The organism is Citrobacter gillenii (assembly GCF_013337685.1).
In the GTDB taxonomy this organism is placed as follows: domain Bacteria; phylum Pseudomonadota; class Gammaproteobacteria; order Enterobacterales; family Enterobacteriaceae; genus Citrobacter; species Citrobacter gillenii.
On sequence record NZ_SUQN01000002.1, the window covers coordinates 347,443 to 369,381 of the forward strand.

20 protein-coding genes are annotated in these 21,939 nt (G+C 54.1%); 11 read left to right on the forward strand and 9 right to left on the reverse strand.

Annotated features, from left to right (window positions below):
- Positions 1 to 450 precede the first annotated feature (450 nt).
- Positions 451 to 1,626: a coiled-coil domain-containing protein gene (locus FCH32_RS05375; RefSeq protein WP_153879365.1), complete on the reverse strand. Its 1,176-nt coding sequence runs from the start codon at positions 1,624 to 1,626 to the stop codon at positions 451 to 453.
- 300 nt (positions 1,627 to 1,926) lie between these two features.
- On the opposite strand from FCH32_RS05375, the gene FCH32_RS05380 reads away from it, so the two are divergent.
- The 6 genes from FCH32_RS05380 to FCH32_RS05405 all read left to right on the forward strand — a co-directional run bounded on the left by FCH32_RS05380 (position 1,927) and on the right by FCH32_RS05405 (position 9,225).
- Entirely contained in the window at positions 1,927 to 3,009 is a 1,083-nt protein-coding gene (locus FCH32_RS05380; protein ID WP_115259151.1) for a YncE family protein, read from the forward strand.
- A gap of 166 nt (positions 3,010 to 3,175) precedes the next feature.
- Positions 3,176 to 4,570, forward strand: a complete 1,395-nt coding sequence (gene pheP, locus FCH32_RS05385; protein WP_174360617.1) for a phenylalanine transporter — start codon at positions 3,176 to 3,178, stop codon at positions 4,568 to 4,570.
- 165 nt (positions 4,571 to 4,735) lie between these two features.
- Complete coding sequence (locus FCH32_RS05390; protein WP_115259150.1) at positions 4,736 to 5,977, forward strand: MFS transporter; 1,242 nt, start codon at positions 4,736 to 4,738, stop codon at positions 5,975 to 5,977.
- Positions 5,978 to 5,992: 15 nt separating this feature from the next.
- Positions 5,993 to 7,021 (forward strand): sugar phosphate isomerase/epimerase family protein, encoded by a 1,029-nt coding sequence (locus FCH32_RS05395; RefSeq protein ID WP_117342187.1) that lies wholly within the window; start codon positions 5,993 to 5,995, stop codon positions 7,019 to 7,021.
- A complete protein-coding gene (locus tag FCH32_RS05400) occupies positions 7,018 to 8,169 on the forward strand; it encodes a Gfo/Idh/MocA family protein (RefSeq protein ID WP_174360618.1) in 1,152 nt (383 codons plus the stop codon). Before FCH32_RS05395 ends, FCH32_RS05400 begins: the two co-directional genes overlap by 4 nt.
- A gap of 75 nt (positions 8,170 to 8,244) precedes the next feature.
- Positions 8,245 to 9,225 carry a LacI family DNA-binding transcriptional regulator gene (locus FCH32_RS05405; protein WP_174360619.1) on the forward strand — a complete coding sequence of 327 codons (981 nt, stop codon included), beginning with the start codon at positions 8,245 to 8,247 and terminating at the stop codon, positions 9,223 to 9,225.
- Positions 9,226 to 9,228: 3 nt separating this feature from the next.
- On the opposite strand, the gene FCH32_RS05410 is transcribed toward FCH32_RS05405, so the two are convergent.
- The 4 genes from FCH32_RS05410 to FCH32_RS05425 form a co-directional block, all read right to left on the reverse strand.
- Positions 9,229 to 10,473 (reverse strand): mechanosensitive ion channel family protein, encoded by a 1,245-nt coding sequence (locus tag FCH32_RS05410; protein ID WP_174360620.1) that lies wholly within the window; start codon positions 10,471 to 10,473, stop codon positions 9,229 to 9,231.
- Between the two features lie 64 nt (positions 10,474 to 10,537).
- On the reverse strand, positions 10,538 to 11,191 hold the full coding sequence (nfsB, locus tag FCH32_RS05415) for an oxygen-insensitive NAD(P)H nitroreductase (RefSeq protein WP_115259145.1): 654 nt from the start codon (positions 11,189 to 11,191) through the stop codon (positions 10,538 to 10,540).
- 119 nt (positions 11,192 to 11,310) lie between these two features.
- A complete protein-coding gene (locus FCH32_RS05420; RefSeq protein WP_096757953.1) occupies positions 11,311 to 11,679 on the reverse strand; it encodes an MmcQ/YjbR family DNA-binding protein in 369 nt (122 codons plus the stop codon).
- On the reverse strand, positions 11,679 to 12,260 hold the full coding sequence (locus FCH32_RS05425) for a TetR/AcrR family transcriptional regulator (RefSeq protein WP_115259143.1): 582 nt from the start codon (positions 12,258 to 12,260) through the stop codon (positions 11,679 to 11,681). Before FCH32_RS05425 ends, FCH32_RS05420 begins: the two co-directional genes overlap by 1 nt.
- A 189-nt stretch (positions 12,261 to 12,449) precedes the next feature.
- Here FCH32_RS05425 and FCH32_RS05430 point away from each other — a divergent pair, with 189 nt between their 5' ends.
- Together FCH32_RS05430 and FCH32_RS05435 are read left to right on the forward strand one after the other, a co-directional pair.
- Positions 12,450 to 13,562 (forward strand): MBL fold metallo-hydrolase, encoded by a 1,113-nt coding sequence (locus FCH32_RS05430; RefSeq protein WP_174360621.1) that lies wholly within the window; start codon positions 12,450 to 12,452, stop codon positions 13,560 to 13,562.
- A 16-nt stretch (positions 13,563 to 13,578) separates the two neighbouring features.
- Positions 13,579 to 13,920: a RamA family antibiotic efflux transcriptional regulator gene (locus tag FCH32_RS05435; RefSeq protein ID WP_045440915.1), complete on the forward strand. Its 342-nt coding sequence runs from the start codon at positions 13,579 to 13,581 to the stop codon at positions 13,918 to 13,920.
- A 21-nt stretch (positions 13,921 to 13,941) separates the two neighbouring features.
- On the opposite strand, the gene FCH32_RS05440 is transcribed toward FCH32_RS05435, so the two are convergent.
- Positions 13,942 to 14,190: a DUF1158 domain-containing protein gene (locus FCH32_RS05440; protein ID WP_115259141.1), complete on the reverse strand. Its 249-nt coding sequence runs from the start codon at positions 14,188 to 14,190 to the stop codon at positions 13,942 to 13,944.
- A 66-nt stretch (positions 14,191 to 14,256) separates the two neighbouring features.
- Positions 14,257 to 15,375, reverse strand: a complete 1,119-nt coding sequence (locus tag FCH32_RS05445; protein ID WP_117342190.1) for a YbdK family carboxylate-amine ligase — start codon at positions 15,373 to 15,375, stop codon at positions 14,257 to 14,259.
- Between the two features lie 267 nt (positions 15,376 to 15,642).
- Between FCH32_RS05445 and FCH32_RS05450 the strand changes: the two genes are divergently transcribed.
- Complete coding sequence (locus FCH32_RS05450) at positions 15,643 to 16,347, forward strand: GNAT family N-acetyltransferase (RefSeq protein ID WP_137362451.1); 705 nt, start codon at positions 15,643 to 15,645, stop codon at positions 16,345 to 16,347.
- An 83-nt stretch (positions 16,348 to 16,430) separates the two neighbouring features.
- A complete protein-coding gene (locus tag FCH32_RS05455; RefSeq protein ID WP_174360622.1) occupies positions 16,431 to 17,510 on the forward strand; it encodes an alpha/beta hydrolase in 1,080 nt (359 codons plus the stop codon).
- Here FCH32_RS05455 and entD read toward each other — a convergent pair.
- Together entD and FCH32_RS05465 are read right to left on the reverse strand one after the other, a co-directional pair.
- A complete protein-coding gene (gene entD, locus FCH32_RS05460; RefSeq protein WP_174360623.1) occupies positions 17,500 to 18,153 on the reverse strand; it encodes an enterobactin synthase subunit EntD in 654 nt (217 codons plus the stop codon). The genes FCH32_RS05455 and entD overlap by 11 nt on opposite strands.
- A 49-nt stretch (positions 18,154 to 18,202) precedes the next feature.
- Positions 18,203 to 20,458 (reverse strand): TonB-dependent siderophore receptor, encoded by a 2,256-nt coding sequence (locus FCH32_RS05465; RefSeq protein WP_115259136.1) that lies wholly within the window; start codon positions 20,456 to 20,458, stop codon positions 18,203 to 18,205.
- Between the two features lie 252 nt (positions 20,459 to 20,710).
- On the opposite strand from FCH32_RS05465, the gene fes reads away from it, so the two are divergent.
- On the forward strand, positions 20,711 to 21,928 hold the full coding sequence (fes, locus tag FCH32_RS05470) for an enterochelin esterase (protein WP_174360624.1): 1,218 nt from the start codon (positions 20,711 to 20,713) through the stop codon (positions 21,926 to 21,928).
- The last annotated feature ends 11 nt before the right edge of the window (positions 21,929 to 21,939 follow it).

A 21,939-nucleotide genomic window follows, 5' to 3' on the forward strand; every position in this document is an offset into this window, starting at 1 on the left:
TCTTTAACTATTCTTAATGTTGATATTACACTTTGTTAAAATTTAAGATAAATCGTTTAAATCACCTCTGGGCAGTTGATTGATAGATTTCGCTTATGAATCGAGAAAATTGCGGACTGGATAACCCTAGAGACACAGGGGATTCTGATAGGTGTGGCTAAGAAGGTCGCCAAAAAAGAGCGTAATTCAGTTGGATAGGGCTCATTTTTAGCACAATGAGAACGCTGTAAGATAATTCTTAACTTAAACCAGGCTGGCGCGGAGGGTGTATAGGGGAGGGATGAAAATATTGCCATATTCAAATTTATTTACGTCTTCATTTTGTTTTATGGTGTTATGTTCTTTGATTTTATAAGTTTCAAGGATTTAATTCTAAAATTGTCTTTTTGTGCTTAATTTGAAAATCACACGAAAGAATAGCGATTAGCTTGTTTTTTGTACGTCGTCGGCTTATCCGGCCAGCAGTTCTTGCTCGACCTGGCGTACCTGATCTTCCAGCGTATTGCGGATCTCGGTTAACGCCCGTTGTTGGTCGGCAAAGTAGGCTTCCTTATCTGTCACAGAGGCGGCGAGGCGCCAGGCGTTCTCAGCTTCCAGTTCGCTAATTTCATTGAGCAAGCTGCTAATTTGCTCTCTGAGCTGCTGTATCTTGCGGCGTAAATGTTGCAGATCGTTAAGGCGGTCGCTTGCCATCATCGGTTCGAGACCGTTTTGCAACTGGGTAAGCAGCGTACGAACGGCGGCCAGATCGGCATTTTGTCGCGCCTGATTCAACTGTACCATCATCTGGTGCGCTTTATCTTTCAGGTCATCCGCAACCACGTCCGGGTGGCACAGGCGACTGGCCTGACGCCACAGGCGTTTTAGTTCATTGCGCTCATCATGAGAAAGTGTCCGTTCGCGGTTATAACGATGCTGCGCGTCCTGCTGTTGCTCCTGATATTCATCATATTCATGACGGGCTTCTTCCTGCGCCTGGCGGGTGGCGCTGTCATCCTGGCGGGAAAAGTCGTTTTCCAGTTCGCGAATTTCCGCCAGCAGGGCGGTGATAAGCTCCGTTTGCTGCTGAATGCGCTGCCGGGTTTCCACTGATTCGCGCGAGTCTGAACGCTGGCTCATCCACTGCTGTTTGAGCTGCGCCAGTTGATCGACCGCCTGAGAAATAAAGTGCTGACAGGACTGATAATCTTTTTCCCGGCGTTTGCGCTCGGCTTCCTGCTTACGTTGCGCACTGGCGGCCAGATGTTTACGCAACTCGAGAATACGACTCATCAGCGGCCCAAGGTGCTGATGATACAAGTCGTTGAAGTCATCAAGGATTTGAATGCGTGCATTGCGTTTATCAATTAAGTCGCGCAACTGTGTTTCAAGTGCTTTTAGCTCAAGTTTGCTGGCAGCGATGCCGGGATCTTGCCACGTTGATACCGCTCGCTGTGATTGCAGCCAGCCGGTGATTTCATGCAGGGCATCGCTGAAGCGTCGTGCTTCAAGCGCCTGAACGATCGTCTTCGGTACGTCCGTCAACGTGTCATTTTTCAAATGCACTAGTTGCTGGAAAATGATCTCGTCATCTTCCAGTTCGATGGCACTTTTGATGATTTCAAGACGTTTAATGATCTTATTCATGACGGTCGCTGCCCGGCGTGGCTTAAAGCGCGTGACAGGAACCTGACCTGGGGAACGCGTTTAAAAATGTTGAAAAAACAGTAAGGTGCATTTTGTGGCCTGCGGTGCCTTTTCGTCCAGAATAATTCACGGTAATTATAAGAAAGCGGAGGTAGCGCGCGTCAGTCGCACTCTTCAAACCTCCGTTTCATCTTTTTTATTCACGATCTAATTATTCTTGATTCAATAAAGATAATGCGTATAGTTCTCATTCTCTTTTGTTATTAACCATTTCCGTACACTCTGGTAAGGATCCCCGCAATGAAAAAAACAACATCCGCTCTGGCATTGCTGATTGCCGCAGCGCTAAGTGGCTGTGCCGCACATTCAACGCCAGCCAGTCGTACGGCGGTACAGGAAAAAGCGGTGACGCCAGCTGCTACTGATGTCCAGCAGCGTGCGTTGGCTGATGGTCTGTATGAAATGGCGCTGAGTCCGGCGGGCGATGCACTGTATGTTGCCAGTGCGGAAGGATTTAAAGATGTCCAGGGCGGGGTGGTTTACAAACTGGATCCGAAAACGCTCAAGACGCTCGGTCTAAGCCATACCGATATGAAAAACTTTGGTATGGCGCTCTCGCCAGACGGTAAAACGGTGTACGTTACCAACTCACTGGACGGCGGCCTGAGCGCCCTGAATACCGCCGATGGTAAAGTGAAAAACCGTGTACTGTTCCCGGAACGTAATGCCGAAGGTTTCCCGTACGGTGCGCGCCAGGTGCTGCTGCATAATGGCCTGCTCTATATTGGCGCGGTGGCTGACCCGGCGGTAATTTGGGTGGTGGATGCCGAAACCCTGAAGCTGAAAACCCGTATCAAAAACACCGGTAAATGGATGACCGGTCTGCATTACTCTGACGTCACTCAGCGTATTTATGCCGCCAATGGCGGCGGCGAAATACTGGTGATCAACCCGCGTAATCAGCGTATAGAGAAACGCTGGAAGCCGCTGGGTGAGAAACCTGCGCTGTTGCTGAATATGGCAGAAGACGCGCAAACGGGCCGTTTGTTTGTCACCGATAACTCGCAAGCGAAAACGACTCTGGTGCTGGATATCCACACCGGTAAATTGCTCAAGCAACTCGATGTTGGCGATTCGTTAGCGGTGAAATTCAATGCAAAGCGCAACGAAATCTATATTACCCAGCGTGATGCCGGGAAACTACTTAGCCTGAATGCAACCGACTACAGTGTGAAGAAAAGCTGGGATCTGCCGCCGAACCCGAATAGCCTGCTGCTCTCTGCGGATGGGCAAACGCTGTTTGTCACTGTGAAGCAGAAATTCAATAAAGACCACTCCACGGATGCACCCGATAACGTGGTGCGTATTGATCTGAATAAATAACAACAACGCGTTGGCTTCCGCTAACGCCCGTTGATTGGTGACTTTTTTCCTGCGCCTCGGTGCGTTGGGCAAGGATGCCCGGCGTATCCAAACGATTGCGCCTTGCGACAACCAGGTTGAAATGTTAAAAGAAGCCCCTTCAATATAAACGACACAGGGGTAGGGCGTGAAAAACGCGTCATCTGCATCCGACACCAGCGTGTCCGATGCCGCGTCAACGAGTGAGCCGACGCTTCAGCGGGGGTTGCAAAACCGCCATATTCAGTTAATTGCGCTGGGCGGCGCAATTGGTACGGGTCTGTTTCTGGGCATTGGCCCGGCGATTCAAATGGCAGGACCGGCGGTGCTGTTGGGCTATGGCGTAGCCGGGATCATCGCGTTTCTGATCATGCGCCAACTGGGCGAAATGGTGGTTGAAGAACCCGTTTCCGGATCGTTTGCCCACTTTGCCTATAAATACTGGGGACCGTTTGCCGGTTTTCTGTCTGGCTGGAACTACTGGGTGATGTTTGTGTTGGTCGGCATGGCTGAACTGACGGCGGCTGGGATCTACATGCAATACTGGCTTCCCGATGTGCCTACCTGGATTTGGGCCGCCGTATTCTTCGTGATCATCAATGCCATCAACCTGGTCAACGTGCGACTGTATGGCGAAACCGAGTTTTGGTTTGCATTGATCAAAGTGCTGGCGATTATTGGCATGATTGGCTTCGGCGTCTGGATGTTGTTTTCTGGTCACGGTGGCGAACAGGCAAGTATCGATAACCTCTGGCGCTATAACGGCTTTTTTGCCACCGGCTGGAACGGGCTGATCCTCTCGCTGGCGGTGATCATGTTCTCCTTTGGTGGACTGGAACTGATCGGTATTACTGCGGCAGAAGCGCAGGATCCGCAAAAAAGTATTCCGAAAGCGGTAAACCAGGTGGTGTATCGTATTCTGCTGTTTTACATCGGTTCACTGGTGGTGCTGCTGGCGCTATACCCGTGGGTTGAAGTGAAATCAAACAGCAGCCCGTTTGTGATGATTTTCCATAATCTTGACAGCAACGTGGTGGCTTCCGCGCTGAACTTCGTTATTCTGGTGGCTTCTCTGTCGGTGTATAACAGCGGCGTGTACTCCAACAGCCGCATGCTGTTTGGCCTCTCCGTGCAGGGCAATGCGCCGAAGTTCTTGACCCGCGTCAGCCGTCGCGGCGTACCGGTTAACTCTCTGGTGCTTTCCGGGGCGATCACCTCGCTGGTGGTGCTGATCAACTACGCGCTGCCGCAAAAGGCCTTCAGCCTGCTGATGGCGCTGGTCGTGGCGACGCTGCTGTTGAACTGGATCATGATTTGCCTGGCGCACCTGCGCTTTCGCGCGGTAATGCGTCGCAAAGGGCGTGACACTCAGTTTAAAGCGCTGCTGTACCCGGCCGGAAACTACCTGTGTATTGCGTTCCTCGGCATGATTCTGGTGCTGATGTGCACCATGGATGAGATGCGTCTGTCGGCGATGCTGCTACCGGCATGGATCCTGTTCCTGTTTGTGGCCTTCAAACTGCTGCGCCGTAAAGCCCGCTAATCCCTTACCGATCTCATCCTTTGCGATGAGATCGGTCACTCCCTGAACTTTATCGTGATTGATCTCCCAGTTCTGTTCTTACTGACAGGATCTTTATTTTGTAATCGATTACTTTTCATTTGAACTTATTTGTAATCGATTACTTTTTTAAGGGTGGGGCAAAAAATGGTGTCGACAACCGAGAGTAGTGGAAAACAGAGCGTACAGTACCGGCTGCTGGTGCCGCGGCTGTCGCTGATGATGTTCTTACAGTTCTTTATCTGGGGAAGTTGGTCCGTCACGCTGGGGCTGGTGATGAGCCAGCACAACATGTCGCTGCTGATTGGCGATGCGTTTTCCGCCGGACCGATAGCCTCAATCTTGTCGCCGTTTGTCTTAGGTATGCTGGTGGATCGCTTTTTCGCCTCGCAAAAAGTGATGGCGGTGATGCACCTCGCCGGGGCGGCGATCCTGTGGTTTGTGCCGCAGGCGCTGGTAGCGCAAAACGGTGCGCTGCTGATTGGCCTGCTGTTTGGCTACACGCTGTGCTACATGCCGACGCTGGCGCTGACCAATAATATTGCGTTTCACAGCCTGTCGGATAAAGACAAAACCTTCCCGGTAGTGCGGGTATTTGGCACCATAGGCTGGATTGTTGCGGGGATCTTTATCGGCGTGACCGGTATTTCGGATACCACCGGCATCTTTACGCTGGCGGCGGTTATCTCTGTGATTCTGGCGCTCTACAGCCTGACGCTGCCAAACACGCCTGCGCCCGCGAAAGGGTTGCCGGTAAAAGTCCGCGATCTGTTTTGCGCCGATGCTTTCGCCTTACTCAAAACCCGTCATTTCTTCGTCTTCTCACTCTGCGCTACGTTAATCTCGGTACCACTGGGGACCTACTACGCGTACACCGCATCGTTTCTGGCGGATGCGGGCGTTGGGGATGTCAGTACCGCGATGTCGTTCGGTCAGATGTCCGAAATCTTCTTCATGCTGGTGATCCCATTCCTGTTCAGACGGCTGGGCGTGAAATACATGCTGCTGATCGGTATGTGTGCCTGGTTTGTGCGCTACGCCTTCTTTGCGCTGGGCATCAGCGAAGAAGGGCGCATCCTGCTGTATCTCGGTATTTTGCTGCACGGGGTGTGTTACGACTTCTTCTTTGTGGTCGGCTTTATCTACACCGACCGTATTGCCGGGGAAAAGGTGAAAGGTCAGGCGCAAAGCATGATCGTAATGTTTACCTACGGGATCGGTATGCTGCTGGGCTCGCAAATTTCCGGTGCGCTGTATAACCGTCTGGTGGCGGGGCAGGCAGTACCTGAGTCATGGATCCCGTTCTGGTGGATCCCGGCGGTTGCAGCGGCGGTGATTGCCGTGATTTTCCTTTTCTCTTTCAAGTATGACGAGAAAGAGCAGGCGTAATATTCAGGAGGGGTTATGAGAACCATTAAGGGACCGGGGATTTTTCTGGCGCAGTTTATCGGCGGGCAATCCCCGTTCAATACCCTGGACGGGCTGGCGCAGTGGGCCGCGGGTCTGGGCTACAAAGCCATACAGATGCCGTGTAATCATGCGTCGCTGTTCGATGTTGAACAGGCCGCTGTTAGCCAGACTTACTGCGATGATATTCGTGGAATGCTGGCGCAGCACGGACTGACGATCAGCGAATTATCCACCCATCTCGAAGGCCAACTGGTTGCCGTTCATCCCACCTACGATGACGCTTTTGATGGTTTTGCGCCGCAGGCGGTACGCGGTAATCCTCAGGCCCGACAGGCGTGGGCGACGCGGACGTTACACCAGGCCGCGGCAGCCTCGCAAAAACTGGGGTTGACGGCGCACGCCACGTTTTCCGGATCGCTGGCGTGGCCCTATTTTTACCCCTGGCCGCCGCATAATGCGCAGCGTTTTGCCGAGGCATTTCAGGAACTGGCTGACCGTTGGCGGCCGATTCTCGACGGTTTTGATGAGCAGGGGGTTGATGTCTGTTTTGAAATTCATCCCGGCGAAGATCTGCATGATGGCATCACGTTTGAGCGTTTTCTTGCGCTGGTGGATAATCATCCGCGCTGCAATATGCTCTACGATCCCAGCCATCTGCTGTTGCAGCAGATGGACTATCTCGGATTTATCGACGCCTATCACTCGCGCATAAAAGCGTTTCATGTCAAGGATGCGGAGTATCGAGCCAGCAGCCGCAGCGGCGTCTACGGCGGTTACCAGCCGTGGATCGACCGCGCTGGACGCTTCCGCTCATTAGGCGACGGGCAGGTTGATTTCAAAACGATTTTCAGCAAGCTCACTCAATATGATTATCCCGGCTGGGCGGTACTGGAGTGGGAATGCTGCCTGAAAGACGCAGAAACCGGTGCCCGCGAAGGCCGTGAGTTTATTCAGCGGCATATTATTCCGGTTTCATCCCACGCATTTGATGATTTCGCCGCAGGCGATGAGGTACGCAAATGATCCAGGTTGGCATTATTGGCAGCGGGTTTATTGGGCCTGCGCATATTGAGGCGCTGCGTCGACTGGGGAATGTGCAGGTGGTGGCACTCTGCGACAGTTCGCTGGCGGTGGCTCAGGCGCGGGCCAGTGTGCTACAGGTGCCTCATGCATATGGCAGTGTGGAAGCGCTGTTGGCGCACCCGGGGCTACAGGTGGTCCACAACTGTACGCCGAATCATCTGCATGCCGACATCAACCGGCAGATACTGCGTGCTGGACTGCACGTATTTTCTGAAAAACCGCTGTGCATGACCCCCGAAGAGGCCCATGAACTGGTGACGCTGGCGGAGCAGGCGGGGGTCGTGCACGGCGTGAGTTTTGTCTATCGCCAGTTTGCGATGGTGCAGCAGGCGGCCAGCATGGTACGCAATGGCAGCGTTGGACGTCTGTTTGCCGTGCAGGGCAGCTATTTACAGGACTGGATGCTGCTGGAGACCGACTACAACTGGCGGGTTGATGCGGCGTTGGGCGGCGGCTCGCGGGCGGTGGCCGATATTGGCTCGCACTGGTGCGACACGGTGCAGTTTGTCACCGGTAAACGCATTGTTGAGGTGATGGCCGATCTCGCGATCGTCTGGCCCACGCGGAAAGCGGACGCGGCCGGTGGTGCGACGTTTAATTCGCAGACGGTTGGTCGGCAGTTGGAGGATAAACCGGTGACCACCGAAGACCGCGGGTCGGTGCTGGTGCGGTTTGACGACGGCAGCAAAGGCTGCTTTAGCGTCTCGCAGGTTAGCGCCGGGCGCAAAAACCATCTGAGCTTTGAGATTAGCGGCAGCCAGTGCGCGTTGAGTTGGGATCAGGAAACGCCGCAGCAACTGTGGGTGGGCCACCGCCAGCAGGCGAACCAGATCCTGACGGACGATCCGGGGCTAATGAATGCCGATGTCGCCGCCAGCGCGCATTTCCCCGGTGGGCATATTGAGGGCTGGCCGGATGCGTTTAAAAATATGATGCTGCAGTTCTATCAGGCCGTACAGACAGGCCAAATGCCCGCGCCACAGGCCCGACGTTTTGCCTCGTTCAAGGATGGTGCAGACGTGATGTACGTCATTGATGCGATTATAAAAAGCCATCAACAGCAGCGCTGGGTGTCGGTACAGCGTTAAACCGGTCCGGTTCGCCGGGCGGTGATTTTATGGTAGCCTCAGCACAAAGCGTAAAACGCAGGATGTGTCGTCGTTATGTCTATTCAAAAAATCGCCCAGCTTGCCGGTGTGTCGGTAGCGACGGTATCACGTGTGCTGAATAACAGTGAGTCCGTCAAGGCCAGAAACCGTGAGCGTGTGCTGCAGGCTATTAAGGAAAGTAATTACCAGCCCAACCTGCTGGCTCGTCAACTGCGCACGGCGCGAAGCTCAATGATCCTCGTGATGGTCTCCAACATTGCCAACCCATTTTGTGCCGAGGTGGTGAAAGGTATTGAGGAGGAGGCGGAGAAAAATGGTTATCGCATTCTGCTGTGTAATTCTGGTTCCGATACAGCGCGTTCGAAGTCAGCGCTGAAGCTGCTGTCAGGTAAAATTGTTGACGGCATCATCACCATGGATGCCTTCTCAAAATTACCGGAACTGACCACCCTGATTGGCGATGCTCCGTGGGTGCAGTGTGCGGAATATGCCGATAAAGGCGCGGTTTCCTGTGTGGGCATTAACGATGTAGACGCCGCGCAGTCGGTGATATCGCATCTGGTAGACAAGGGCTATCGGCGTATTGCGCTGATCAACCATGACCTGAGCTATAAATACGCCCGTTTGCGTGAACGCGGCTACAAGGCGGCGCTGCATGCGTTATCGCTGGAGTATCAGGCAGTGGAGTACGCCCGTGAGTTAAGTTCCCGCGCCGGGATCGCGGCGATGGAAAACCTGCTGGCGGCGGAGGTGAAACCCGACGCGGTGTTTGCGGTATCGGACACGCTGGCAGCCGGTGCGATGCGTGCTATTAGCAACGCCGGGTTACAGATCCCGCAGGATATCGCCGTGGTGGGCTTTGACGGTACGGAATTGGCTGAAATGGTCTCCCCACAGCTTTCAACTATTGAGCAACCTTCGCGTGATATTGGCCGCAAGGCGGTGGGGTTATTACTGAATAAAATCGATAACCCCGATGCCCCAACAGAAAGGGTGATGATGGACTGGCGCTATATTGCGCGCGCCAGTAGCTAAAGATTAACGCTGAAACGCCCCTGACAGGGCGCGAATATCATTCCCGGTCGGCGACTGATGAATACGTAATCCGAACTCTTCGACCACAGCAAAAATATGGTCGAAGATGTCAGCCTGAATACTTTCATATTCCAGCCACACCACTGTATTAGTAAAAGCATAAATCTCAATCGGCAACCCGTGGTCGTCCGGAGCTAACTGGCGCACCATTAACGTCATATCTTTGCGAATGCGCGGATGGTGACGTAAATATTCGTTCAGGTAGGCGCGAAACGTCCCGATATTGGTCATCCGGCGATGATTCAAGACGGATTCAGGCGCATCTAATTGCTGGTTCCACTCGTTAATTTCCTGAAGGCGCGTGGTCAAATACGGTTTCAGCAGATGCGCTTTATGCAATCGCTGGCGCTCATCTTCATCGAGAAAACGAATGCTGGTGGCATCGATGCTGATATTGCGCTTAATTCGCCGGCCGCCGGACGCTGACATGCCGCTCCAGTTTTTAAACGAGTCAGAGACCAGCGACCAGGTGGGAATGGTGGTGATGGTATTATCCCAGTTGCGTACTTTGACGGTGGTTAAACCAATATCGATCACCGCACCATCTGCGCCGTATTTCGGCATTTCCAGCCAGTCGCCCAGTTTGAGCATATCGTTGGCCGAAAGCTGTATTCCGGCTACCAGACCGAGGATCGGGTCTTTAAACACCAGCATTAAGACCGCCGCCATGGCACCCAGACCGCTTATCAGGATGGCGGGTGATTGACCAATCAGCAGCGAAATCATCAGAATGCCGACGAGAATCGCGCCGATTAACTTGATGCCCTGAAAGATGCCTTTCAGCGGCAACTGCGAGGCGGCGGGGAGTTTTTGCGACAGATTAAGAATAACGTCGAGCAGAGAAAAGACCGACAGCAGGGCGTACATCATGATCCACAGCTGGGCGCAGGTGACTAATATCTCTGCGGCTTCGCTGCCTTTTTGTAGCCAGAGCGCGGCCTGTATATTGACGATGATACCTTGCAGCGTAAACGCCAGGCGGTGAAATAGCTTGTTCTGCGTGATGATTTGCAGCCACAGGCGGGAGCTGGCGTTGGCGCGTTTTTCAAATGCGCGTAGTACCACCCAGTGCAAAATAACGTGAACAATAATGGCGGTGATAAAAATAATGCCAAAAATCATCACCAGCGAAGTGGTGTGATTCATTTCAATGCCGAGGTCTTCTACCTGAGATATCAATTCCTGCATAACGTCTCCTTAATAAACAGCGGTCTATGATGACCGCTGTGTGGAGGTTATGCAAATGTGAGGATCAGACTTCCGTCAGGGTAGTTTCCTGCGGCAGACGTGATTTTGGCAGCGCGGCGTTGAAGTCTTCTACGCTGTGGTGGCCCACCGGGACAATAACCACGCTGGTGAATCCTTTATCTTGCAGACCAAATTCTGCATCGAGAACCGCGGCATCAAAGCCTTCGATGGGTACCGCATCGAGATCCATTGCCGCCACGCCTAACAGGAAGTTACCGACGTTCAGGTACACCTGTTTTGCCATCCAGTGCGCATCATCTTTGAGCTCTTTGCGGTGCAGATCGGCAAAGAAGGTTCGGCCTTTGTGGTTGGCGGCTTTGGCTTCCGGCGTGGCGAAACGACCATCGACTTCTTCTTGATCCACTACACGTTCCAGCCAAGCATCGTCCATCGCTGTTTTGGCGCAGAACACCACGACGTGGGACGCATCGAGGATTTTACGTTCGTTGAACACAAAACCGCCGGCGGCGGCTTTGGCTACGCGCGCTTTGCCTTCGTCAGTGCTGGCCACGATAAAATGCCACGGCTGCGAGTTGGTGCTGGACGGACTGAACTGCAGCAGCGTTTTTAATTTTTCTGCCTGCTCAGCGGTCAGTTTTTTGGTCGGATCGAATGCCTTGGTGGAGTAGCGTTTTAAGGCGACAGAAACAATATCCATAAAAACTCCTGGTCGTTTTTCTTACCCTGCGGGTGCGTTTTGTTTCAGCAGGGTACAGGGAAAGCGGCAAAAAGATAAGACAGAAAAAGGCATAAACACTTATCGGGGTTAGCGATAAATCAGACGGGACGCAGGCGTTTTTGTTCCCGCTTAGGTAGGCCGTCCACCACCCGATGCCACGAGTCGTTCACCAGGTCTGCCAGTAAGGACTCGGTAATATCGTCACCGGGATAAACTGAAATCCAGTGCTTTTTATTCATGTGGTAACCGGGTTCGATACTGGGGTAGATCTGCTGATTGAGCAGCGACTTTTGCGGGTCTGACTTCAGGTTGACCAGCGGGCGTCCGTGATGCTCTGAGACCAGCATAAAAATCTTGCCGCCGACCTTAAAGACGTCGTATTCCGGGCCAAACGGCCAGCAGTGTTCGGTAAACGGCAGTTCAAGCGCAAGGCGTTTTGCGCACGCATGTAATGTCTGACCGTCCATTATTTTTCCTCGCGGGTGAGGGCGCGCCACATGGTTTCAAACCCCATGGCAATGTATTCATCGGCGCGGGCAGGGGTGCGGGTAGCAAATTCCATTGTGGTTTCAGCCAGTGACAGGAAAAACGCGTCACCAAAGGCGCGATACTCGTCGGACATAAACTCCGGGCGCACCGAGCGATGACAAAAATCACGCAGTTCGGGGAACATATCCTCAGCCCGTTGCTCGGTTTCTTTGGTGATTTTCTCGCTGACGGCAAGCTGACGGATGGCGCGATGTCCGGCGGTGTGATGCAGGCCCCAGCTAATGTAGCTATTCCAGATGAAGTGAATCATGGTTTTGGCATCGGTCACTGAACGGTCCAGGTTAGCCATCATTGACTGGCACATATCGTGCTTTAAATGGAGGTAAAGTTCGTTGATGAGGTCATCTTTTGTCGCGAAATAGCGAAATAAAGTTCCCTCAGCAACGCCTGCATTGCGGGCAATGACGGCGGTAGAGGCCGCAATGCCGGACTGCGCAAATGCTATGGTTGCTGCTTCCAGTAATGCCAATTTTTTATCTTCACTCTTCGGACGAGCCACTACACTTTACCCTTAAGCCTGTTAAAAACACGATTGAATCACGGCCTTCGCAGCACCGCAACGGTGAATGTCAAAGATTGAAAATCATCTTGACGGCGAACTTGCGATTTCTATAATGAGTGCTTACTCACTCATAATCAAGAGTCAGTCGCGCAAACCAGCGGAAAGGGGCGCGTTTAAGGTCAGGATATGAGGCGTCTCACCGTTTGTGTGGTTGTTATTATGCTCATTGCTGCAGCTGCAAGTTTACCGTTTGTACTCAATGCCGGATTCGGTCAGGCGCCGCAAGGGGCACAACTGAGTGAGGTTGAACAGTCACCACACTACCGTGACGGACAGTTTCATAATCAGGTGCCCACGCTGGGTTACACCGGCAACAAAAGCATGCTGGCAGCCTGGTGGGAATTTCTGGTCGCGAAGCGCGAAAATGCCCGCCCTGCGCAACCATTGCCGCTGGTGGCAACCGAACTCGCGCGTCTGTCACCGCAGCAGGATACTCTCGTCTGGCTGGGTCATTCCTCGTGGTATTTGCAGCTGGCGGGTCAACGCATTCTGATCGACCCGGTATTGAGCAACTACGCTGCGCCGTTTTCATTTCTGAATAAAGCCTTTGTCGGGGAGTATCCGTGGACGGCTCAAAACATGCCCGAAATCGATCTGCTCATCATCTCGCACGACCACTATGACCATCTGGATCTTGCCACCATAAAGGCGTTGATGCCGAAGATTAAGCGGGTGATTACGCCGCTTGGCGTCGGGTCGCATCTGCGGTACTGGGGAATGAACAGCGAGATAATTGAAGAGCGGGACTGGAATCAGTCCGTCAGAGTGACGGACTCACTGATTGTGCATGTCCTGCCGGCACGGCATTTTTCAGGGCGCGGCATCAAGCGTAACCAGACCCTGTGGGCCAGCTTTATGTTGGAAACGCCAGAGCAAAATATTTATTACAGTGGAGACTCCGGCTACGGGCCGCATTTTAAAGCGATTGGCGAACAGTTCGGCACGGTCGATGTGGCGATTATGGAGAACGGTCAATATGACCAGGACTGGAAGTTCATTCATATGATGCCGGAAGAGACCGCGCAGGCATCCGCCGATCTCCATGCCAAAGCCGTTGTGCCCGGTCATGCCGGTCGTTTTGTACTGGCGAAACATAGCTGGGACGATCCCTACAAGCGTCTGGCGCTGGCCAGCCGTCTCAAAGATTACCGTCTGCTGACGCCGATGCTGGGTGAGCCGGTAGTACTGTCCGAACCGGACCAACCGTTCACGGCCTGGTGGCAGCCAGCGGCTCAATGAAAAAAGGGAGATAACGATGACGATTTCTGCACAAGTTATCGAGACGATTGTCGAATGGATTGATGATAATTTGAATCAACCATTGCGCATTGATGATATTGCCCGCCACGCGGGATATTCAAAATGGCATCTGCAGCGTCTGTTTATGCAGTATAAAGGCGAGAGCCTTGGGCGCTACATTCGCGAGCGTAAGCTGCTGCTGGCGGCGCGTGATTTGCGTGATACCGACCAGAAAGTGTACGATATCTGCCTGAAGTACGGCTTCGATTCGCAACAAACCTTTACGCGTATCTTCACCCGTACGTTCAGCCAGCCACCTGGGGCGTACCGCAAAGAAAACCACAGCCGTACGCATTAACGACGAAAGGTTCTCGCGGGGCTAATCCGCCAGCGAGAACCAGCGTCGCCAGATAAAACGCAGAATAAAATACTCAATCACCCCAAGCAGTAAAAACCACAAGCAAAATAGCAACGTATAAAACTGGTTAAGATCCATCAAATGTAAAGTGGCGACGAGTTTTTGCGCCAGCACCAGGCCAAGCGAAGGCGCGGGCAGCAGCAGGCAGGACAGAAAGGCCAACAGCAGGATCCCGGCGGCGGTCATCAGTGATTCAAGCGGGTGTTTCATAACATTGTTAAACTTGAGTTAAAAGGCCATTGTCCGGGATCTCCCGTGCTAACGCAAACCCCTCGCTTAACGCCCCGCCCAGATCTCACAATGTTTTTTCACCAGTCCGCTTAGCGATCCGCCATCGGCCACAAAATCACGCATGCGCTGTGCTTCGTTGTGCCCATTTTTTACCTGCTGGTGTAAGGCGTCAATGGCACTGGCGGCACCCACTTTATCCGCCGAGGGGGCGACAAGCTCCAGCAATCGAAGTGTGTCATCCGCCAGTCGGTGATGAGTGCCGGTATGCACGTCGGTAACGATCCCCTCCAGACCAAAGCGGCAGGCCTGAAAACGGTTAAATTTATACAGCAGGTAATCACGCTCCTGATGTTTGAAGGGACGCTCTTTCAACAACCAGTGGGCCGTAGCCTGAATGAGCCCGGCCATGTTGATCGCATGCTCGAGGGTGAGCGGGGTGTCCATTACGCGAACTTCTACCGTGCCAAAGTGCGGACTGGGGCGGATGTCCCAGTGCAAATCCTTAATGCTGTCAACGAGGCTGGTGTAGGCCAGTCGACGAAATAATCCCTCAAACTCCTGCCAGTTGTTAACCCACGGCATCGGACCGTTATCGGGAAATCCTGAGAAGATATTGAGTCGAGCACAGGCAAATCGCGTATCGGCTTCTTGCATATACGGTGAGGCGGCAGAGAGCGCAATAAAATGCGGCACAAAGCGTGACAGGCCGTGCAGCAGGTAAATGGCGTCGTCGCCGTGGGTACAACCTATGTGAACATGCTGGCCAAACACCGTTGCCTGCTGGATGAGATAACCAAAGTTCTCCAGGTTGCGCCGGTAGCGCTCGTCATCGCACACCTCCTGACGCCGCCATGTCTGAAACGGGTGCGTGCCGCCGCCGCAGATGTCGAGGTGATACTCCGCCGCGGTCTGCAGGATTATCTGCTGCATGGCGGAAAACTCTGCTGCCGCTTGATCAATATTACGACAGACGCCGGTTGCCATCTCCAGCATACTTTCGGTGATATCGTGCTTCACTTCTCCGGCGGTGAGCTGCGGTTTTACGGTGTCAATCAGTCGGGAAGAGTCCTGGCTCAGGTCATAGCCTGGCGGATTAACCACCTGCATTTCCAGCTCAATGCCCAATGTAAACGGTTCGGAGACATGAAAGTCGGGTAGTGACATAGCGTTCCCTCGAGCGTTGATTTTTAATCAGTATTTACTCGTCGTCTTTCGAGCCGCAGGTGCGTTGACAGCGCTTGCTCATCCTGGTCACTTACTTTAGTAAGCTCCCAGGAATTTGCAGTCTTGTCGCCTTCCTGCAACTCGAAATCCTTAGAGTATAGAAGGACTGGCGGTTTTCCGTACGATAAGGGAAATCCACATCCTGCGCTTTGAACGCAAAATGACAGGTGCTATAACTGTTTTTTGCTTTCACAACGGGGGTGAGCAGTGCCGGAAATTAATCTGTATGGACAGACGGTAGGCGATGTCCTGCCGGACTGGAATGGGGCGTCAGTGCTGCCTCGGGTTGTACTGGAGGGTCGTTATTGCCGTCTTGAGGTGCTGGATGCAGACCGCCATGCCGCCGATTTATTTGACGCCTATGCGCAAGCGCCGGACGAACGTGACTGGACCTGGCTTGCCAGCGAGCGGCCGACGAGCGTTGCGGCAGCGGCCCACTGGGTGAAGGGAAAATCTACTGACGCCGGGCTGGTTCCCTACGCGGTTATCGATTTGCGCTCGGGGCGCGCCGTCGGGCTGGTGTGCTTTATGGCGATGGACCGCGAGAACGGCTCGGTCGAAATTGGTCATGTAACCTGGTCGCCGCGGATGAAAAATACGGTGCTGGGGACGGAAACCGTCTGGCTGCTGCTGCGTCAGGCATTTGCCCTCGGGTATCGTCGTGTGGAGTGGAAATGTGACTCGCTGAACGATGCGTCGAGACGGGCGGCAGAACGCTTAGGTTTTGTTTTTGAAGGACGTTTTCGCCAAAAAATTGTGCGCAAGGGCCGTAACCGCGACAGCGACTGGCTATCGATGATTGACGGTGAATGGCCACAACGTGATGCCGTTTTACAACGCTGGCTGGCCGCGGAAAACTTTGATGCGCAGGGTCAGCAGCGTCAGTCGCTGGCTGCGTGTCGGCAGGGATAACGCCGTCATCCGCCATAACCGTTCAGACAGATTATTAGCAACGGCTATACTCTTTCGCGAAACGGTTCAACGGAGAACGTACCATGAAATCAGGTAGCCGATTCGGGTTATCCGGCAAGGCCTTAGTTCAACCCGCCGCAGTCGCCATGGCGGCGAGTCTTTTCAGCGCAGCGGTCAGCGCTGACGCGTTGCAGGAGCAGCAACAGCGCTATCAGCAACGCTGGCAACAGGAACATGGCCCGCTGACGCAAGCCCCGCCAGCACCTCTGGCGGCATTTCTCGCTGCCCAACCCGCTACGGATAAACCGGTTTACGACACGCTCAGTTCGCGAGCAGGATTAGCGGCGCTGACCAAAGCCAACGTCACCACTTCCGACCCCATGGCAGCGGTCATCAATGATGAAGTGGATACCGGGGAGCGTCGCATCCCGGTACGTATTTATCGTCCGTCATTAGCCGGTTCGCCAGCGGTGTTGGTGTTTATTCACGGCGGCGGACACCTGAGTGGGTCAGTGGAGGTCTACGATCCCGTAGCCCGGCATCTGGCGACGGCAACCGGCAACACGGTGGTGTCGGTCGACTATCGGCGGTCACCGGAAAACCCGTATCCGGCAGGTCTCTCCGATGCTAAAGCCGTGGTCGAAAATGTCTATTCATTGCTCGAGCGTCAGCACATTCCCTATCAGCGTCAACTGACCCTGGTCGGTGACAGCGGTGGCGGTGCTTTCAGCGCAACGCTCGCCGCGTCGCTTTCCCGTCATCAGCCGGGGCTGATTAATCGGCTGGTGCTGATCTACCCGAGTCTGGATTACACGTTAGGCTGGCCGTCCGTGAAGGAAAATGGCACAGGGAAACTGCTCGATGAAAGCAAAATACGCTGGTACTTCCAGCAGTATTTCCAGAATGATGAAGATCGTAAACTGGCATCGCCGCTCTATTTTCCATTGCGTAAAGATTTTCCGGCCACATTACTCTTTAGCGGCGGGCTGGATCCGTTGCGCGATGAGGACTTTGCCTTTGTTGCCAAACTGCAAGCTGAGGGCATTCCCGTACAGCACGTTCACTTTCCGGGGATGACTCATGCCTATTTGATGCTGGAAGATAAAGTCCCGCAGGAAGCACAGGCCACGTATCAGGCGATTGGTGAGTTTGTTAAAAAGTAGCGTCACACAGGGTAATGACGCTGTTATCGCGAGATGCCCAGCGCACGTTGACGTTCAGTCCGCCGAGGTTTGCCGAAAATGACGGCATTATTTGCACCGTTAAGTGCGTGGCGGTGAGGGCGATGATTTTGGCGCTGGCAAAGCCCGGCAGTCCGCGAGTTTGCGCACTGAACGCTTTATATACGCTCTCTTTGGCGGAGAACGCCAGGGTTAAGGCGAGCGGAAAGGGGACCGGGCAACCTTGCAAAACCTGTCGTTCATGGTGGTCGATAATGCTGTCAGCCAGTTCGGTAGCGGTGTCGGGTGTAAAAATAGCGTCAATGTCTAGCCCAATGGGATGCGGCGAGACAACTGCTAACGCGGTCGAGGCGCTATGGCTGATGCTGCCAAACAGACCCGGTGGCCACAGCGGTTGGCGGCGTTCGCCGATGCCGGGCACGGCTTTACTGCTATATTCACGCAGCGCATGGACGGCGGCAATACGCCCCGCTAAATGCTCCGCTTGTCGTTTACGCCCGCAGGCTGCGAGCTGGGCGTAATGAGGAAGCCACAGCAGATCGTGTTCATGCAGGCTGTCGGGGGCAAATTCAACGAGATGCAGCGTATGGCTGGCGAAGGACAGTGGAATGTGGGTTGTGTGCATGATGGCTCACGAATTCCCTCTCCTCGATGGAGGAGAGGGAAAAACGTTATCAGAAGTGCGTGTTAACGCTCATATACCAGGTGCGGCCCGGTTCGTTATAGGTGTACGCGCCTGCGCCCGCCATATAATTTCCGGTCACAATATCACCCGTGGTCTGGGCATTCCCTTCGCGCCATAGGCGTTTGTCAAAGACGTTATCCACGCCACCGGTCAGGCTGACGTTTTTGGTGACATCCCAGGTCGCGCTCAGGCCGACAATGCTGTACGGGCTGACTTCATCAGCCGAGCTGCCGGTCACCGGTTTGCCCTGGTAATCGTATTTCTTCGGCTGCTGTTTGCCATACCAGGTGAGGGTGGACTGCAAGGACAGATCGTCGCGCGCCTGCCAGCTCAGCGTGGAGTTCAGCGTGTACTGCGGAATAATCGACAGACGTTCACCGGTCTCTTTATTCTTACTTTGCAGCATGTAGGTGATGTTGTTGGTCCAGTTAACGGTTTGGCTAACCGGGACGTTCAACGTACCTTCCAGGCCTTCTACTACCGCTTTAGGAATGTTTTCCCACTGGTAGATATCTGTTTTACCGTTGTTAATACGGTTCAACGGCACGGTACCGGCTTCGATTTTATCGCGGTAATCGTTGCGGAACCAGGTGACTCCGGCCAACCAGCCGTCGCGTTTGAACTCCAGGCCAATTTCTTTGTTGATGCTGGTTTCCGCTTTCAGGTCGTCGTTGCCCATCATGTAGCAGCCGATGCCGCTGGCGGAACCGGTGGCGTAGCAGCCCTGGCCTTTACTGTACAAAATATAGTTCGGGTTGAGCTGGTACAGGCTCGGCGCTTTATAGGCCCGCGCGATGCCCATTTTCAGGGTAAAGTCGTCGCCCAGTCCCTGAGACAGGTTCAGAGACGGACTCCAGTTATTGCCCACGATGCTGTGGTGATCGAAACGCAGGCCCGGCGTCAGCATGGTGCTGTCGGTCAGTTCCATGTTGTTTTCGGCGAACAGAGAGAAGATCTCGGCATCCGAGTACGGGCTGCGGTTGGTGCTGCTAAAACCAGGAATATTACCGCCCATAAAAGTTTGCGAGTTGGACAGCATGTCTTTCATACGCTGCTGGTTCCACTCGGTACCGAGCGTCAGATTTTGGTTGACCAGCAGATCCAGCGGAATGCTGACCTCACTGTGCAGCATGACGTCACTCAGGTCGGCGTCGACATATTTTTGCGACGCTTTCGGATCGAAGATCCCTTCCGTACCGCCAGCTAATCCTTCCGGGGTGCGGGAGTTACGCGTGTGTTCGTACTGTACCCAGTTGCTGGTGGTGACGCCGTTATCCCAGCCGCCGTTCCAGGTCAGGGAGTAGTTCTGGCGATAAAGACGGTTGGTCTCTTTACCGTAGTTATCTTTCACCAACTGGTTGGTGTTGGTGTTTTGGGTGTCACCCGCGTACAGGTTGCCCTGACGGCTGTAACCGGCTTCCAGTTCGAGAGACTGGAGTGGGGCAAAGTCCCATCGCACTACGCCGTTAATGTCTTTGTTGATGACCCCTTCACGACCCGCCGGTAAGGTGTTGGCATAGGTCCCGGTACGTTCTGACTGGTGACCCTGGTTGATGTCCCAGGCGTCAGCCTGCGTTTTATCAAGATTACCGTACAGACGGAAGCTGAAATCCCCGCCCAGTGGGCCATTCAGGCTGAAGTTGGTGCGTTTGGTGGAGCCTTCTTCTTTGTGTTCCGGGGCGTTGAAATAGGTATCCCAGGAACCATGCCACTCGTTGCTGCCTTTTTTGGTGATGATATTCACCACACCACCCGCAGCACCGTTACCGTAACGCGCCGCAGCAGGACCACGCAGCACCTCAATACGCTCGATCATTTCCGGCGGTACCCAGGCTGTATCGCCACGGGTATCACGCTCGCCGCGCCAGCCCTGACGTACGGAGTTGCGGCTGGTGACCGGCTTGCCGTCGATCAGGATCAGGGTGTTTTCTGGCCCCATGCCGCGAATATCAATCTGACGGTTGTTGCCGCGCTGGCCGCTGGTTGAGTTACCGGTCAGGTTAACGCCAGGCATGGTACGGATGATTTCCGCCACATCGCGCGCGGGAGGATTCTTACGGATTTCATCAGCGGTGATGGTGGAAACACCTGGCGCCTGCAGGTTCTGCTGGGCGGCGGTAACGACGATGGTATCTTCATGCGAGACGGCGGTGCTATCGGTTTTATCTTCTGCCATGGCTGGCAGCGCTATCCCGTAAATCCCTAAATTGACCAATAAGGCCAGTGAATGAATCTTGTTGTTCATTGTATGTCCTGCTTTCTTTTAGCCACGTGAACCAATGTGCCGTTGTGGGGCATTTGGCCTGATGTCGCCCGCTCCTGCGAAAACCATCCGTTCCAGAAAAAGTTCGCAGCGTCAGGTCGGTTTATGAGTGGTGAAAAACTGTACGCGCTTCCCACAGCGCGACAATACGCTATTGCAAATGCAAATAGTTATCAATAATATTATCAATATATTTCACGATTAGATTTAAAATTGCACAATAAACATGGGGTTATGACGGTGACGGCGTTAATGATGGGAAGCGAGGCGTGGTGGCAGTCAAAAAATGGCCCGGAATGGGTGCGTGAGGACAGCGGCGATTACCGCGTGACGTTTTGGTGGCGTGACCCGCAGGGAACGGAAAAACACTCAACAATTCGTCGCGTGTGGGTCTACATTACCGGCGTGACCGACCACCATCAAAATGCCGTTCCCCAGTCGATGCAACGTATTGACGGTACAGATGTTTGGTGCTGGAGCATTACCCTGAACGCCCGCTGGCGCGGCAGTTACTGTTTCATCCCTTCTACACGAGACGACATTTTTGCCACGTTGAACGCAGGCGACACTCCAGACAAAACGTTATTACGCGAAGGCTGGCGACAGTTGCTGCCGCAGGCCATCGCCGATCCCCTCAATCCTCAAAGCTGGCAAGGCGGGCGCGGGCATGCGGTCTCAGCGCTGGAAATGCCCGACGCCCCCGTTCAGCCTGGCTGGGACAGTCCCCAACCTCCGGATTCACCAGCGCTTTGCTTGCAATGGCACAGCGAAAGGTTAGGTAATACGCGCCGCGTGTGGGTGTTTACCACCGGCGAGGCAAATCCCGGGGAACGTCCGCTGGCAGTCCTGCTGGACGGACAGTTTTGGGCGCACAGCATGCCGGTCTGGCCCGCGCTGACCTCACTGACCCGACAACATCTGCTCCCTCCTGCCGTTTATCTCCTGATTGATGCCATCGATACGCCTCATCGCAGTCGCGAGCTGCCGTGCAATGCCGATTTCTGGCTGGCGGTACAGCAGGAGTTATTGCCGCTGGTGAACGCGACTGCCGCGTTCAGTGACGATCCGCAGCGCACGGTCGTCGCCGGGCAAAGCTTTGGGGGCTTGTCCTCGCTGTATGCCGGTCTGAACTGGCCGGAACGTTTTGGCTGCGTGCTCAGTCAGTCCGGATCTTACTGGTGGCCGCATCGCGCAGGGCATCAGGATGGGATCGTGATTGAACAACTGAGGGCCGGAACGTTGAGCGCGCAGGGGCTGCGTATTGTTCTGGAAGCCGGAATTCGTGAACCGATTATTTTTCGCGCCAATCAGGCGCTCTTCGCACAGTTACCGTATGCACCACGGTCTATTTTCTGGCGTCAGGTTGAAGGTGGACACGACGCGCTTTGCTGGCGCGGCGGCTTAATGCACGGGCTGATGACGCTCTGGCAGCCGCTCACCGACACGATTTAACCGGACGATGT

Coding starts and splice junctions, on each gene's coding strand:
- nfsB (WP_115259145.1), bottom strand. CDS start 11,191: ATGGATATTGTTTCTGTCGCCTTAAAACGCTACTCCACCAAGGCATTC.
- FCH32_RS05440 (WP_115259141.1), bottom strand. CDS start 14,190: ATGAAACACCCGCTTGAATCACTGATGACCGCCGCCGGGATCCTGCTG.
- FCH32_RS05435 (WP_045440915.1), top strand. CDS start 13,579: ATGACGATTTCTGCACAAGTTATCGAGACGATTGTCGAATGGATTGAT.
- FCH32_RS05445 (WP_117342190.1), bottom strand. CDS start 15,375: ATGTCACTACCCGACTTTCATGTCTCCGAACCGTTTACATTGGGCATT.
- FCH32_RS05390 (WP_115259150.1), top strand. CDS start 4,736: ATGGTGTCGACAACCGAGAGTAGTGGAAAACAGAGCGTACAGTACCGG.
- FCH32_RS05430 (WP_174360621.1), top strand. CDS start 12,450: ATGAGGCGTCTCACCGTTTGTGTGGTTGTTATTATGCTCATTGCTGCA.
- FCH32_RS05375 (WP_153879365.1), bottom strand. CDS start 1,626: ATGAATAAGATCATTAAACGTCTTGAAATCATCAAAAGTGCCATCGAA.
- FCH32_RS05410 (WP_174360620.1), bottom strand. CDS start 10,473: ATGCAGGAATTGATATCTCAGGTAGAAGACCTCGGCATTGAAATGAAT.
- FCH32_RS05455 (WP_174360622.1), top strand. CDS start 16,431: ATGAAATCAGGTAGCCGATTCGGGTTATCCGGCAAGGCCTTAGTTCAA.
- entD (WP_174360623.1), bottom strand. CDS start 18,153: ATGCACACAACCCACATTCCACTGTCCTTCGCCAGCCATACGCTGCAT.
- FCH32_RS05395 (WP_117342187.1), top strand. CDS start 5,993: ATGAGAACCATTAAGGGACCGGGGATTTTTCTGGCGCAGTTTATCGGC.
- FCH32_RS05420 (WP_096757953.1), bottom strand. CDS start 11,679: ATGGACGGTCAGACATTACATGCGTGCGCAAAACGCCTTGCGCTTGAA.
- fes (WP_174360624.1), top strand. CDS start 20,711: ATGACGGTGACGGCGTTAATGATGGGAAGCGAGGCGTGGTGGCAGTCA.
- FCH32_RS05380 (WP_115259151.1), top strand. CDS start 1,927: ATGAAAAAAACAACATCCGCTCTGGCATTGCTGATTGCCGCAGCGCTA.
- FCH32_RS05405 (WP_174360619.1), top strand. CDS start 8,245: ATGTCTATTCAAAAAATCGCCCAGCTTGCCGGTGTGTCGGTAGCGACG.
- FCH32_RS05400 (WP_174360618.1), top strand. CDS start 7,018: ATGATCCAGGTTGGCATTATTGGCAGCGGGTTTATTGGGCCTGCGCAT.
- FCH32_RS05465 (WP_115259136.1), bottom strand. CDS start 20,458: ATGAACAACAAGATTCATTCACTGGCCTTATTGGTCAATTTAGGGATT.